Source organism: Vibrio sp. BS-M-Sm-2 (assembly GCF_041504345.1).
GTDB lineage: Bacteria > Pseudomonadota > Gammaproteobacteria > Enterobacterales > Vibrionaceae > Vibrio > Vibrio satsumensis.
On sequence record NZ_CP167894.1, the window covers coordinates 3,356,111 to 3,371,271 of the forward strand.

13 protein-coding genes are annotated in these 15,161 nt (G+C 44.0%); 4 read left to right on the forward strand and 9 right to left on the reverse strand.

The window, feature by feature from the left end; translation table 11 throughout:
- The first annotated feature begins 238 nt into the window (after window positions 1-238).
- A complete protein-coding gene (locus tag AB8613_RS15315) occupies window positions 239-1,534 on the forward strand; it encodes a GGDEF domain-containing protein (RefSeq protein WP_372384072.1) in 1,296 nt (431 codons plus the stop codon).
- A gap of 119 nt (window positions 1,535-1,653) precedes the next feature.
- On the forward strand, window positions 1,654-2,004 hold the full coding sequence (locus tag AB8613_RS15320) for a GlpM family protein (RefSeq protein WP_105057310.1): 351 nt from the start codon (window positions 1,654-1,656) through the stop codon (window positions 2,002-2,004).
- Between the two features lie 255 nt (window positions 2,005-2,259).
- Here AB8613_RS15320 and AB8613_RS15325 read toward each other — a convergent pair whose 3' ends face one another.
- From AB8613_RS15325 to AB8613_RS15335, 3 genes are all read right to left on the reverse strand, one after another.
- A complete protein-coding gene (locus AB8613_RS15325; protein ID WP_048607137.1) occupies window positions 2,260-3,630 on the reverse strand; it encodes a DASS family sodium-coupled anion symporter in 1,371 nt (456 codons plus the stop codon).
- 197 nt (window positions 3,631-3,827) lie between these two features.
- Window positions 3,828-4,628: a vancomycin high temperature exclusion protein gene (locus AB8613_RS15330; protein WP_372384073.1), complete on the reverse strand. Its 801-nt coding sequence runs from the start codon at window positions 4,626-4,628 to the stop codon at window positions 3,828-3,830.
- A 193-nt stretch (window positions 4,629-4,821) separates the two neighbouring features.
- Window positions 4,822-6,510, reverse strand: coding sequence for an NAD-dependent malic enzyme (locus AB8613_RS15335; RefSeq protein WP_060982468.1), 1,689 nt, complete (start codon window positions 6,508-6,510; stop codon window positions 4,822-4,824).
- 184 nt (window positions 6,511-6,694) lie between these two features.
- On the opposite strand from AB8613_RS15335, the gene AB8613_RS15340 reads away from it, so the two are divergent.
- Window positions 6,695-9,073 carry a helicase-related protein gene (locus AB8613_RS15340; protein ID WP_372384074.1) on the forward strand — a complete coding sequence of 793 codons (2,379 nt, stop codon included), beginning with the start codon at window positions 6,695-6,697 and terminating at the stop codon, window positions 9,071-9,073.
- Window positions 9,074-9,276: 203 nt separating this feature from the next.
- A complete protein-coding gene (locus AB8613_RS15345) occupies window positions 9,277-9,654 on the forward strand; it encodes a hypothetical protein (protein WP_019821854.1) in 378 nt (125 codons plus the stop codon).
- Window positions 9,655-9,826: 172 nt separating this feature from the next.
- Here the strand turns inward: AB8613_RS15345 and AB8613_RS15350 are convergent, their stop codons facing one another.
- The 6 genes from AB8613_RS15350 to AB8613_RS15375 form a co-directional block, all read right to left on the reverse strand.
- A complete protein-coding gene (locus AB8613_RS15350) occupies window positions 9,827-10,930 on the reverse strand; it encodes a phosphoribosylaminoimidazolesuccinocarboxamide synthase (RefSeq protein WP_061018304.1) in 1,104 nt (367 codons plus the stop codon).
- Between the two features lie 278 nt (window positions 10,931-11,208).
- Window positions 11,209-11,616 carry a SulA-like leucine-rich domain-containing protein gene (locus AB8613_RS15355; RefSeq protein WP_017055178.1) on the reverse strand — a complete coding sequence of 136 codons (408 nt, stop codon included), beginning with the start codon at window positions 11,614-11,616 and terminating at the stop codon, window positions 11,209-11,211.
- 369 nt (window positions 11,617-11,985) lie between these two features.
- On the reverse strand, window positions 11,986-12,174 hold the full coding sequence (locus tag AB8613_RS15360; protein WP_004733419.1) for a hypothetical protein: 189 nt from the start codon (window positions 12,172-12,174) through the stop codon (window positions 11,986-11,988).
- A gap of 165 nt (window positions 12,175-12,339) precedes the next feature.
- Window positions 12,340-13,440, reverse strand: a complete 1,101-nt coding sequence (locus tag AB8613_RS15365; protein WP_372384826.1) for a hypothetical protein — start codon at window positions 13,438-13,440, stop codon at window positions 12,340-12,342.
- Window positions 13,441-13,603: 163 nt separating this feature from the next.
- Window positions 13,604-14,269: an OmpA family protein gene (locus AB8613_RS15370; protein WP_019821864.1), complete on the reverse strand. Its 666-nt coding sequence runs from the start codon at window positions 14,267-14,269 to the stop codon at window positions 13,604-13,606.
- Window positions 14,270-14,412: 143 nt separating this feature from the next.
- On the reverse strand, window positions 14,413-15,102 hold the full coding sequence (locus AB8613_RS15375; RefSeq protein WP_123961915.1) for a DUF2786 domain-containing protein: 690 nt from the start codon (window positions 15,100-15,102) through the stop codon (window positions 14,413-14,415).
- Window positions 15,103-15,161: the final 59 nt, after the last annotated feature.

The following is a 15,161-nucleotide window of genomic DNA, read 5'->3' on the forward strand; positions in this document are numbered from 1 at the left end:
GTTAACGATGATTATGCGATGAGTATAACAAATGGTACCTGTTTTTATACGCAATATTACTTGATTCTCGATGTAAATAATCTGAATGAAATATAGGCATAAAAATATAGTATGACATTTTGTTCAGCCGTGATATAACGTTTTTTAGTGATTTATTGGCATCAAGATCACTAATTTATCTGACTTGTTTTTTATCGTGAAATCCCAACTATAGGGATCTTAAGCCGGAAGCTTAGACGTGAATTGGATCCATAAGATTGTTATTTTTTTAGTTATCGCAACACTTGCCATTGTGCAGTATTACCGTGTGAGTGGGAATCGTGTGATAACTGAAATTACTCCTGATAGATATGAGTTTATCGCAACCAGCGATCAAGTTGACAGGGGGACGAGTACCTCTCAATTATCCTATGCAAATGGGTTACATGTTCTCGATTGTGAGTTGAAGGCCTCGGAGTATCCTTGGCCTTACTGCGGGTTATCAATTCGTATCGATCCAGATATAACCACAGGTCTTGACCTTTCTCAGTATCACACTTTTAGAGTGAACATCGATTACCATGCAGAGGCCGACTCAAGCGGCCGTTTGAGAACCTACCTACGTAACTACAACCCTGCTTATTCGGTTCCTGATGATGAGTACACACATAAGTACAACGGAATGGAATTTTCTCCAGGAATCGATGGTGGTGTGATTGAGATTCCGATTAAAAACCTGCAAGTGATGACATGGTGGTTGGCGGATAACGATATTGCGTTAGAGCACTCAGCACCTGAGTTTTCGAATGTGAATATGGTTGAATTTGCTACTGCATCTGGTGCAAAGCTTGGCCACCATCGAATGGTTATCCGTAGTATTGAGTTCGAGGGATCTTATATTTCAGGCGAAAGCTTGTTCCTTATTTTACTGTTTGTTTGGGTTGGAACAGGCAGCGTATTTTTGGTATCAGAATTACATACTTCCAGAAAGCGCATGGTGATCGCAGAGAAAAGACATCATCACTTAAAGAACGTCAATCGAGCATTGAGAGAACAGAATTTCGAATTCTCGGAAATGGCTCATCGAGACGAATTAACTGGAGTTTTAAATCGTCATGCTATTCGTGATTGGCTAAAAATGCAGTCTCAGCAGGTTAAGCAGGGGCATGGAAAGCTAAGTATGTTGTATCTTGATATCGACTATTTCAAGAGCGTGAATGACAAGTACGGACACCAAATGGGCGACGATATTTTACGAGAGTTCAGTATGGTGGTCGGTAGTTCGATCAGCGCTTCCGATAAGTTGGTGAGGTGGGGTGGTGAAGAGTTTATTGTTTTTTGTCCGGAGACTGATCTTGGCGAAGCACAACGAAAGGCTGAGAAAATCCGACTCTTAGTCAGCCAGCACCTTTGGGTTCATGGCGATCCACTGACATGCAGTATTGGTGTTGCTGAGATGAAACAAGAGCGAGTGACAGAGACCATTGCTCGCGCTGATGAAGCTTTATATCAAGCGAAGCATTCAGGTCGAAATCAGGTGATCTTGAGTCACTAATCTGAAAATTGTTTTGATTAGTTTATAAGCCACGCGTGCATATGTGACGTGTGGCGTTTTTATGGCTGATAGATGAGTTTACCCTCTAGAGCCTTTGTTTGTTTGGAAAATGTACAAAAATGATTTCTCTGTTCTTTAAATGCTTGCTGGGTGCAGCGGCGGTTTTGTTGATTGCGCTATTGTCGAAGAGTAAGAGCTTCTACATCTCTGGTTTAGTGCCGCTGTTTCCGACCTTTGCTCTGATTGCTCACTACATTGTCGGCACGGAACAAACCATGGTGGAGTTACGTACCACAGCGCTGTTTGGCTTGTTTTCTTTGGTGCCGTACGCTGCCTACCTAGGTGCCGTGTATGTGTTTAGCTATCGTTACAGCTTAGTGTCGACTCTGTCGTTAGCAACAGTCGTGTGGGTTCTGTGCGCATCTATGCTGCTCATTGGTTGGACTCGTGTTGTGCCGAGTGTGGCGTAAGAGGGCGTTCTTAAACGGGAATGATTACTTGATAGGAATGCAAATACCCAAACAAAAAAGGTGGCGCGGGGCCACCAAAAGGGAAAAGCGTTTCTTTTTTTATGTGCCCGTTCAGTGGTGACTTCATACTAAGTGATAGTTTCAAACTGAGCGGGCATTTTTGTACTGGTTGAGCTGGGGGGAAACTCAACCAGTTTAGAGGAGTATTCCCTAAAAGTACTTGTCTATAAACATAAGTCTATTGGACGTTAGTGCTTACCAGAAAATCCAAGCGAACAGAGTCAGAACTAGGATACAAACTAGGTTCAACACCATACCGATTCGCATCATCTCTTTCTGCTTGATGTGACCCGAGCCAAACACGATTGCGTTAGGTGGTGTGGCTACTGGTAGCATGAAGGCACAAGATGCAGCAACCGCAATCAGTGCAGACAAGATAACTGGAGACATCCCCAGCGCTTCAGCAATAGTCGCAAATACAGGGACAAGCAATGCCGCACTCGCCGTGTTACTCGCAAATTCCGTTAGGAATACCACGAACGCTACCACGGCTAGAATCGTAAGCAGTACGCCAGCTGTTTCTAAAAATCCGCTTAGTGAGTGTGCTAGGAATACGCTGGTTCCTGTCGCTTTCAGAATATTACTTAAACAGATACCGCCACCGAACAGGATAAGCACACCCCAGTCTGTTGTTTTCTCTACATCTTTCCATTCCACCGCTCTAGAAGCGCCAAGCAGTACAATAGCGCCAATCGCTACCAAGCTATCAAATTTAGAGAATCCGCCAATCATTGCATTGATTGGTTTACCGAATATCCAAAGCGTTACCGTTAAAAGGAAGATAGACAGTGTGATTTTCTTGCTGTTTGTCCACTCAACTGGGGCATGGTCTAGCTCGAATTTGTGGTCAAGCTTTGGTTTAGTCATCACGTAAAGAATAATCATCGCGATTGGCAGTAAGATCATTGAGATAGGTAAGCCAAGCGCCATCCACTCTGTGAAGCTCAAGCCAACTTCTGCCGCTGCAATTGCGTTTGGTGGGCTACCAACCAAGGTTGCGATGCCACCGATTGATGCACAGTAAGCGATACCCAATAGCACGAACACGTAGGTGTTGCGGTCTTCACTTTGGTCGACTTTGTTCATGATGCCAAGAACAAGAGGAAGCATCATTGCAGTGGTGGCTGTGTTTGAGATCCACATAGATAGACCGGCACTCACACCGAACAACATGAACACAGCGACCGACATTCTGCCTTTTGCAATCAGCAGTACTTTGTCAGCAATCGCTTTATCTAGCTCTTGTTTGTTCAGTGCGGCTGCTAATGCGAAGCCACCCATGAACAAGAAGATGATTGGGTTTGAAAAGTTAGCCAGCGCTGCGGGCGTGTTGAATACACCAAACAAGACAGCCAATAGGGGAACGAGCAAAGCGGTGATGCTGACGTGAATAGCTTCTGTTAACCATAGAATGGCAACGAACACGAGAATACTTAAACCTGTATTCACTTGCGCTTCGAATGGCAGGGTATTAAGCAAAACTGCAAATAGCGTGAAATTACCAATTAATATCATGCTGTTGCGGGTAAACAACCAGTGTTTCAGTGTAGTAACAAGTGCCGTCATAAGACGCTCCTTTTGTTTATCCTCGTTTTATTGGTGCACGACTTCATTGAGTCGTGCTTATTATTTTCGAGGTATATAGCTTGATGTAGGGTCAGACTTTGTTGGAAGAATGTTACTCAAGTTAATAAAGGAGTGTTGGTGTGTTTTTGCTTAACAATGGGGAAGTGTGAGGCAACAAATTCAAAATGTGTAGTTTTCTACACATCGATCTCTTCAGGGGCTGCAATCGGGCTTGTTGTAGGGTCGACAACAGGGTTTACAGTGGGGTCAGTAATAGGGTTTGGAATCGGAAATGATTCCGGTTTTGGGCTCGGTTGAATAGGCTCTTTAGGGCCAAGAAACTTTGGCGTTGTCCCCATAATATACAGATCAAGGAATGCTTTGGTACGCGCAAACACTTCACGTAAACGTATCGTGGTTCCGGAATGGTGGGTTGGTCCTGAAACGGCTAAACACTGCGCGTGAATATCGTAAGAATTGGCGATGAATAGCGCTCTTTCACAGTGGAATTTTTGAGTGATGATCAGGAAGTTATCGGTATCGAATATCTTTTTGGCGCGAACAATCGAGTCTAAGGTTCTGAACCCCGCGTAGTCGAGATTGATACGTTCATCGGGGACGCCGGCTTTCAACAAGTCGCGCTTCATCGTCCACGGCTCATTGTAAGAGCGATGAGCGTTATCGCCACTCAGTAGAAATTGGTCCACTTTTTCACGATCGAACAGCTCAATCGCCGCTTCAATTCGGTGCTTATAATAGTCGTTGAGTGTTCTACCCAAATATTTGCTTGTGCCAAGCACAACTGCAACCTCAAGCTCGGGCACTTCATCAATATCGTAGATGATGCGATCTTCCGCTTGCCATGAAACCCAATAATCGATCGCAATAACCGCAGCGCTGCCTACCAAGAACACAATAAATGAGCCATACAGAAAACCTTGCAGTTTTTTGTATGTTTTTAGTAAGTAGTTTCGGCAAATGTGAGAATTGAATTTCACTCTCGGCATAGTCCTTTGACTGAGCATTATTTTTTGAGTGCTCGATAATACCAAATAAAAATGAGAAAAATCAGTTAAAAAGACAAGACAGTGTAAAGAAAAAAGCCCCTGCAATGGCAGAGGCTCTTAGAAGAGGAATTAACGCTCTTTATTCCAAGCGCAGTACGCTTTATTCAAAGTACAGCACGCTTTATTAGAATGCCGTGCGCTTGTAGCGACGGTAAACTGGTTGCCAGAAGTGCTGGTCAATCGCTTGTTGTAATGCTTCTTCAGTGATCTCTAGAGCAACACCTTGCTCAATCGCTTTCTTACCAACAGCAAAAGCAATCTTCTTAGATACGGTGTGGATCTCTTCTAGTGGTGGAAGTAGAGCGCCCGAACCATTGATAGCGAGTGGAGAACACGTAGCAAGTGCACGGCTTGATTCCATTAGCATTTCGTCAGTGATACGTGAAGCATTCACAGCCAATACACCAAGGCCAATACCTGGGAAGATGTAGCTGTTGTTACACTGAGCAATTGGGTAAGTCGTGCCGTTGTGAACTACTGGCTCAAATGGGCTACCTGTCGCAACAAGTGCTTGGCCATCAGTCCAACGAATAATGTCGTTTGGTGTTGCTTCAACACGGCTTGTTGGGTTCGACAGTGGGAACACGATAGGGCGTTCACAGTGCAGGTTCATTTCTTTGATGACTTCTTTGCTGAATAGACCTGGAGCACCAGATACACCAACCAATACTGTTGGTTTCGCGTGGCGAACAACGTCTAGTAGAGAGAAACCAGTGCCGTCGCTTTCCCAGTCTTTGGTGTTTTCGTTGGTTTGAACCAGACGCTGTTGGAAATCAAGCAGGTTTTGCATGCCTTCCTGTAGCAGACCCCAACGGTCAACCATGTAAACTTGAGAGCGAGCTTGTGCATCGCTGATACCTTCAGACACCATTTGAGCAATGATAGCTTCAGCAATACCACAACCTGCAGAACCGGCACCTAAGAAGGTAATACGCTGATCTGACAGTTTGCTGTTTGCTGCTTTACATGCTGCAAGTAGAGAGCCAACCGTTACGGCAGCTGTGCCTTGGATGTCATCGTTGAAACAACAGATGCGATCTTTGTAACGCTCAAGCAGTGGCATTGCGTTCTTTTGTGCGAAATCTTCGAACTGAACTAATGCATCAGGCCAACGGCGTTGAACCGCTTGGATGAACTCTTCAACGAATGCATCGTAGTCAGCACCTGTGATACGAGGGTGACGCCAGCCCATGTACATTGGATCAGCAAGACGTTGCGGGTTGTTAGTACCCACATCGAGCACGATTGGTAGCATGTAAGCTGGGCTGATGCCGCCACACGCTGTGTAAAGTGCTAGCTTACCAATTGGAATACCCATGCCACCGATGCCTTGGTCTCCCAAACCAAGAATGCGCTCACCATCCGTAACCACGATAACTTTAACGTTGTGGTTTGTCGCATTATTCAGTAGATCATCGATACGATCGCGGTTCGGGTATGAAATAAACAGACCACGACCACGACGGTAAATATTTGAGAAGTTCTCACATGCTGCGCCAACCGTTGGCGTGTAAATGATAGGCATCATTTCAGAGATGTGGTTTTGAACTAAACGATAAAAAAGCGTTTCATTAGTGTCTTGGATGTTGCGAAGGTAGATATGCTTATCCATATCACTTTCGAAGTTACAATATTGTTTGTATGCACGTCCTACTTGCTCTTGGATTGTTTCGGTTGTTTCCGGTAACAAGCCTTCAAGGTTGAAAGAACTGCGTTCTTCAGCAGAGAATGCGCTGCCTTTGTTTAGAAGAGGTGTACTTAGTAGAGCAGGACCAGCATAAGGGATATATAGAGGGCGTTTATCGTTGTTCATTGGATGCCTAATATGGGAGAAAGGGTAACTGAAAAATGATAACGGTTTAGTTATTCAATTGTAAATAGTTTCTCCGCGATCTGAGCAAACAAAATGATATTCTTACCTCTGTCCCACACTTATCGAATTTCAACACGATAATTCGTTATACTTTGCTCACACTTTTTCGCGACGCTCCTTTTTTATGTCATTACTTCCCATCGATGCTTATCAAAATGTATTCCACGAACAAATCGTTAATTCTCACCTTGTCGTAGAGGCTGAAACCGGATCGGGTAAATCTACGCGATTGCCAATTTGGGCTTCCCAACATGGGCGAGTGTTGGTGGTGGAGCCAAGACGCATCGCGTGTACATCACTGGCTAAATATCTCGCACAACAATCGGGCGAGAAGCTTGGGAGCAAAGTGGGCTATGCGATTAAGCTAGAGTCTGAGTACAACGAGCAAACTGACGTTGTTTTTGTGACGCCTGGTATCGCGCTGCGTTGGCTGTCAGAAGATGGGCTCGCTAGCTTTGACGTGATCGTGGTGGATGAGTTTCATGAGAGACGCTGGGACATCGACTTGCTGGTGGCGATTCTGAAACAAAAAGCGAGTCACCGTTTGGTGATCACATCAGCAACCATTGAGGGTGAACGCCTTGCTTATTATTTGGATGCGAATCGAATCAGTTGTGAAGGCCGAACTTATCAAGTTGAGATTGAACACAGAGCGAATGAATCCAGAACTCTGCCTGATATCCGACATCTAGAGCAGCGCATCGCGGAAGAAGTGAATCATCAATTAATTGCGTCTTCCGGCGATATGTTGGTTTTTCTGCCGGGTAAAAAAGAGATTGTGCAATGCGAACAAGCCTTAGCGAAAAATCCAGATATCCAAGTCATTAAATTGCATGCGTCGGTCAGTGATAAAGAGCGAGATTTAGCGTTATCGGGTCGGAATATCAATACTGCAGGTAATGGTTTGAGAAAGGTCATTCTTGCGACCAACGTTGCAGAAACCTCATTAACCATTCCTGACATCGGTGTGGTGATAGATTCAGGATTAGAAAGGCGCACCGTTCAGCGTAATGGCAGAACAACTCTGATGCTTAAATCCATATCACGAGCCAGTGCCAAACAACGAGCTGGCCGCGCGGGTAGGGTCATGGACGGCGTTTGTGTGCGTCTATATGGTGAGCATGCGGCGTTAGAGTTAGTCACACCGCCTGAATTGCAGCGTGAAGAGCTGACCGAGCCTATGTTGGCCGCGGCATGTTGTGGATCTCCGCTTGAGAGTTTGTCTTTCCTCGATCCTATTCCTGAGAAGTCACTAAATAGCGCAACTCAAACCTTGCTGACGATGGAAGCAATTAACGGCAACCATCAAATTACCGAGCATGGCAAAAAGCTGTATCCGTTGCCGATTGACGCTCTGTATGCCGATATCGTTACTCGAATCAAAACCAAAGCATTAAAAGAAGCGATGGTCGATCTTACAGCGGCGTTATCCGTTCCGGCTCGCTTGTATCAATTACCGAGCAATGCTGAACATCTGGAAGCGCTCGCGCAACAGGAGAAAGAAGGGTGTGATTTATGCCTGTTGATTCAGATTGTGCGTGGTCGCGAATATCCGAATCTAGAAATAGATCAACAAGCACTGAATGAAGCACAAGGATTGGCGAAGCAAATGCGTGAGGTGTTTGAACTTCCTCAGTTAGAAGTCGCGTCACGTTTCCAGCGCATTGAACTGCTTAAGACTATTGTAAATCTGCATCCTGAATTGGTGTTTGTGCGCCGACTGAAAAGGAAAGAAGCCTTTGCCAATGGAGCGTTAGAGGTAGTACTTGGTCGTCAGAACCGTTTCCCAGACAATGCACAAGCGATGTTGGTGCTTGATACCCACAGCTTGCCGGGAAGAGGTGTTAAGCAGACACTGACCTTAGCGACGGTCACGGCCCCCATTCCTCTTGAGCTTATAGTTGATGCTCAGCTAGGAGAGTGGGAGCAAGGCGAAACAATAGTAAATGACGATGGCGTTTTTACCGAGATGGCGTTGATGTATGCAGGCCGTACAATTACAACCAAGCTCGTCGTGGCTGAAGGGCAACTATCATTGAAGCCTATCGTCGACCTTGTGTTAAGTGGGGTTCAGCTTCCCGGTTTTGCAAAGGTTCGCACTCAAGAAATCAAACACTGGCAACTGTATGTGAAACTCGGTCTCGATGAGCAAACACAATACACACCAGAAATTGAGAACATTAACTTTGAGCTATGGTTTATAGAGCAGCTTGAAGTGTTAGGTGTTACTGATGTCAGCGAATTGGAAATGTTTGACCACGCAGACATACCGTTCGATGGCATTCCAACTTGGTTCTATTCAGAATTTTCGGAGAAATATCCGTTTGCATTGAGCCTTGCCGACTTGCAACTCGATGTAGAATACTTGCCTGCGAGAAAGCTGATTTACGTTCACTATCAATCGGGTAGTCGAAAGTTATCGCCAAAACGTTGGGAGCTGCCGACATGGTCAGGCTGGCGTATTCAGTACAAAAAAGCGAGCCGAATAATTGATATCAAATAGATGGATAAGTTTTATCTCTAAAATATTAATCAAATAGGTGCATATATGATTTTTCAGTGCTTATTTTGTTACAAGTTTGATTTTTATATGCCTTTTTAACCAATCAAAAGGTCATAAAAGACTATTCTTCTATATCCTATTGCTATAAAGAAAGAGTTGATAGATATTGAGTATATTGTGTTGCCAAAGTGTCGGGGGACATCATGGATAAACAGGAAGAGACGCGTGTAGAGTTCGATTACACAACATTTCTTGGCGCCTCATGCAGTAAAAAATGGACTTTTCTGGAAGCACTCACCACAATTGCGCCAGTGTTTAGTACCGTCTGGCGAGATAGCATTAAAGAGCTAGCAAGCCCTGAAGATCGTTTATGGCAGATGGCATTGAAATCGATGTCGACGCGTAAAAGTGATGAGTCGAACATTGTGACCTTACTCAAGCTCGCGAAGCTGGAAGGAATCAATGAGCTCAAAGTGGTGATGCCATATTCTCTTGAAGAAGAGCAGATCGAGTATATTGAATCGCGCAGTCATTTAGTGATTGCGGGTAATTCAGGAGAAGAGTTCACTATTAGGCTGTAACTTCAGTTCGCCGATAACCTCTCTCAGGAATAGTAAAACGTACACGTGAAAAGGGCCTCAATGTTGAGGCCCTTTTAGTATCTAAAATCTGTGTTTACGAGCTTATTAGCTTTCTAGCTTTTTATTTTGAGATTAAGCAATTAAGCGACTAGTCGATTAGTCGATTAGTCGATTAGTCGATTAGACCATAGTCAGCGCGCAGTACATCAATGATCTCTTGCTTAGGATTTTCGCTCAGTACGATCTCCGCACCTGTGATTTTCGCTGCGATATCAAGGTAAGTGCGAGACAGAGACATTAGCGAATCAAGAGGCAGTTCATTGTCACGAGCCAATGCTTCACGTTCTGGCATGCGTTCTTTGTTCAAAAGAATGTCGGCATCAGGGAAGTAGTTAAGCAAGAACTGACGGAAGCCTTCTTTTGAATTCTCAACGATGTTGCCGTTGTTGTATTCCTGAGTATCCCAAATGCGAGATGAATCTGGAGTGCCCACTTCATCCATGTAGATAAGCTTCTCTTTGCCTTGAGCATCGTTCACGTAACCGAACTCGAACTTAGTGTCGACAAAGGTTTGGTCTACTTTCGCCAGTGCTTGACTGATCACGTTGAAGCCTTCTTTTAGCAGCTTCTCGTAATGCGCGATGTCACTTGCTTGAGTAAAGTTGAACGCTGCAAAGTTATCTTCGATGTTGCTACGTGTGATGTTCACATCATCAGCTTCTGGAACGCCAGGAATGCCTTTCAAAATCCCTTTTGTTGAAGGCGTGATCAGTAGCTCAGGCAACTTTTTGTCTTTCTCAAGGCCTTCAGGCATCTCGATACCACAGAATTCACGCTCGCCATTTGCGTAAGCACGCCACATAGAACCTGTGATGTATTGACGACAAATCGCTTCAATCATCACTGGGCGAGCTTTTTGTACAATCCATACGAACGGGTGAGGGATATCAAGAATATGACTGTCAGCAAGTCCGTTGTCTTTAAACAATTTGAACCAGTGGTTAGAGATAGCGTTCAGAGCCGCTCCCTTACCTGGAACACCTTTCAGATTCCCTTCACCACGCCAGATACAATCAAATGCAGAGATACGGTCACTGATCACCATGATTGCTAAAGGTGCATCTGGTGCTACATCGTAGCCTTTCTCTTTAATTAGTCGTTGGCTATCTTCTTCAGTTAACCAGTAAACCGAACGAACCTTGCCACTGTGGACAGGTTTATCAGTGCGGATTGGGAGGTCATCATTTACGGCAAGAACTTGATCAGCGAGGCTCATTTAGACATTCCTATCTTTTATCAAACGTCATACAGAGAAGTGCAATGTGCACATGATTAGACGGGCATTATACTCAATCTACTATTTGCTTCCAGAGAAAAAAGCAAACGATTGCTAAATCTATTGTTTAAATAAAAACCCCCGCCTAACAATCCGCTAAAAAATTGGCGAATTATAGGGCAGGGGAAGGCAGTATATTTGGACTGTGTTTTGGAGCTATGTTTTGTGAGCTCAAAGGTTAAGCTATGTTTGTTAGCTAAAAGGCTAAGCAAGGTAGCTTAGTGAATACGCTCTGAATTTGCATCCATAAAGAAGACTTCACATTGAAAACGTAACCCTAATGTTCTTAGGTACTGTTGGCTGAACTGATCAATCGATGCACTTGCAACAATCGCACTCGCATTCTTAGAGCGGATGGCTTTCTCGACCGTTTCAACTTCCGTCATCTGGTGAGAGGCTTTCATATGAATAACGCGGTCACAGCAAACATTATGTTGCTTAAGCTGCTTTGCCGATGGTCTTGGTGTTTGAGCTGTAAACAGTAACCACTGATGTTGATTGGACAGCAACGCCATTCTTGCAAACAACGCTTCCTCGTTTGAATTTTTGCTTTTACGAGAAACTGATGTAAATGCGCAGTGAACTAGCGGGCTAGAGTGTTGTGCTTTAACGTGTGCTTGAATCATTTTGCTGTCCTTATATACATGCTGTATGTGTATACAGTAGTTTTAGTTGCTTATAAGATCAAGCGTTTTTTGCGGGATTATTGGACGATTTCGTCTGATATTATGAATGAAATGCAATTAAGTCATTGAAATAATTTGATAAATTAAATTTGAATGAATTTGCTATTTTGTCTCATAAGTTGAAAAAATGTGAGCTTTATACAGGTGTATACAGTGGTTTTGACAGAAAAGTACTGTATACACCTGTATAGAGATAGAGATAGAGATAGAGATAGAGATAGAGATAGAGATAGAGATAGAGATAGAAGATCTAAAACCACAGGCACAAAAAAAGCGCCTTAGGCGCTTTCTTATATTTCACGGTGTTGCTTATCTCAATGTCGCTTGGGAGAGTTTTGCTCTCATTTCCATTTCACCAATATTGAACTGGCGAACATCAATGGTTGCAATATCATTGCACTCTTTACATGCATGATGACACTTACCATCTAGGTAGTCGTGCTTTTTAACTAGGCTTGGCTTTTTGCACCAATCACAAACGCCTTCTATTGTGAACATATTCTCTCCTCACCTGTTTAAGTCAGGTGTATTTTCGGCGCAAATTATGACACAAGTAAGACCCATTAGTTAATAGTTTGTTACCCGTTTTTGAGAGGGGGATCGATTGCAACACCAATAAAATCGATATCTTTGAGATCTAGAAAAATGAAGATGTGTATTTGTTTACGGTTTTGTAACATTTTGTAAAATGGTTTTTAGCGCATTGTTCAAACGTTTCATTTCTTCGTCACATCCGTGACCATCTGGATGGTAGATCTTTGATAGCTGTTTGTATCGGATCTTGATGCTTTTTTGGTCAGGGATTGAGCTAGGTGTGTAGCCAAATAGCGCGCAGGCCACCTGCAAATTACTCAGACCTTTACTGTTTTTCTGCTTCTTCAATTCGTGGAACATAGTGTGCAGCTGGCGTTTCTGCTGCTTAATCGTATGGTCCTTCGAGCTAAGCTGCGCTTCAAGTGATTGTTGTTGCTGTCGCGAATCACCTGACTTTAGAGCTTGTCTTTTTCTTAAGATAACGAGAGTCGCAATGATGCTGATAATTGAAATCAACACGGTCAAGGCTGTGCCAATCAGATAGTCTGAATACGTTAGGTTGGAACGTGTCGCCTGCTCTTCGTATGGCAGAGGCGAAGGGAGAGTGCTTGCTCCCTGTTGATTAGATAGCCCTTGATTCGCGCTGGTTTTATTTTTGACGTTGTCGTTGAGCTTCTCAATCGAAGAGATCTGCTTTGCACGTTGCTGATTGAATTGCGCTTCCAAAATACGGTTGTACCCCACTTCTGCTTGTGGATTATCTTTTAAGGCTGCTTCATACCATAGCTGCGCTTCATCTAGCGGTTGAAGGAGGTCTTGTTCTAGCGAGGATTCGTAGATCTTTGCGACTTCGATAGGCGCGCGCTGGTTACCTTGCAATGCTGCTTTAATAAACCATTCCAAAGCAAGCTTATTACTTTGTTCAACACCAGTTCCTGCCAAGTACCATTCGCCCAGTCTAAATTGCGCGTTTGGGTTACCGCTTTCTGCTGATTGCGTGTACCAATATAATGCATCACTGGTGCTAAGAGGGACGTCAACACCCGATTCATAAGCTTGAGCTAATTGGTATTGAGAAATGGGATCTTGAGGTTGTGATTCTAGCGAAAGCTCGTCATTACTTGCAGCGTGCACTAAATGTGGTGTGGCCAACGGTATCGTGGAAAAGATGAGGGCTAGAAATAGAGTTCTAAGCAGTGACGATGACAAAAAGTTGGATAGGATTAGGATAAGCAAAAGATAAGTCTCGTAAAAAAGCCCAGAGTCGATATGTCAGTATGAATACGCTTTATGGTTGTTGGTTATTAGTATTACATTAATTGAGTAACATAACTGATAAACAACTATATAGAGGTTAATTCAATAGATAAAGACGGACTGGGCTTTAATCGTGCTACTTAAGCGGCAAGATTTGAATTTCTACGCGACGGTTACAAGCACGACCTTGAGAGGTATTGTTGTCACATAGAGGGTAACGTTCACCGTTACCACGAGCAATAGCACGACCTGCTGCAACGTCTTGAGAGATCAAGAATGCGCGAACAGATTCAGCACGACGCTCAGAAAGGATTTGGTTCGTCGATTCGCTACCAGTGCTGTCAGTGTGACCTTCAATCACTAGGCTAGTGTCTGGGTATTCAACGAGGATGCGAGCAACGCCGCGAAGGGTGTTGTGAATGCTTGATTCCAAAGCGTAAGAGCCAGAATCAAAACCGATGCCGTTTTCTAGGCGAAGTAGAAGTTGGTTCTCACCGACGCGTTCAACTTGAACGCCTGAATTCATTAGCTCTTCACGAAGGGCTGCTTCTTGTCGGTCAAAGTAGTAACCAATACCACCACCAACAGCCGCACCACCTGCTGCGCCGATAAGTGCACGTTTACCACGGTCTTTAGAGTCACCAGTTGCAGCACCAGCAACGGCACCAGCGAGTGCACCAATTAGAGCGCCTTGAGTTGCAGAGTTAGTCTCAGATTCGCCAGTTGTCGCGTTTTGGCGTTGAGTTGCCTGACAACCCGTTAGAGCGACAGTAAGTGCTAGGGCTAGTGTGATTTTCTTCAACGTATTTTCTCCATCATGTACTACTGTCAAACGCATGAGTTACGAATGACAAACATATAGTCCTATAAATATTGTTGATGGTTTTAACAATCTGCTGAGGAAATGTAAAGAGCAAGCATTATGATGTAGGTAAATGACATGCTCTACGATTTGGTGATTTTTTTAGCTGCCTGGGTGCCGCCAACAGGTCGATTAACAGACAATTTACGACCTTTCTTCAAACCAACTTCATAATCAGCAGTAAGGTTTTTCATCGCTTCTTTGAGTTGTTGCTTGAACGTTTCGCGGTCTATATTTTTGAATTCTTTATCAATGTAGTTATTGATCTTGTTGTTTGATTCGTCGTCTGGAGTGATGGTTGGCAGCTTTTCAAGCGCACCTTCTACCCAACCTGAAACAAACGAGTTAACGCGACGTGTCACTTCTAAGGATCCTGTGCCTGAACCAGCAAAGCTATTTCTGAATTGGCCAGTGTGCTCATTCAGTTCGCGATAAATAATATCGAACGCAAAGGCTGCGAAGATAGCGCGATCGGCTTCACCAATGAACTCAACACGCTTAAGGCCTTTGTGATTCAGTAACACGGCTTCTACGCCAAACTTGGTGTTGATACCGCGAATAACACGCAGCAGTGTAGAACTGATATTTGCAGGTAACAGGTGACTGGACTGAGTTTTCCCCATCTTGATAAATTCAATATCGTCTTTTTCGAGACCATATTTCAGCATCAAGTTATGCGCCATTTTTATCGCATTGGCAGCTTCATTGACGTTCGCAGAATTTCCAAGCTCAAGACACTTGGCAATTTTCTTTAGGGCTTTTTTCTTATCCATCGACAATTTAATCAGTACCGCAAATTTTTAAAAGTCCAACATTTTACATGTTTTCGCGG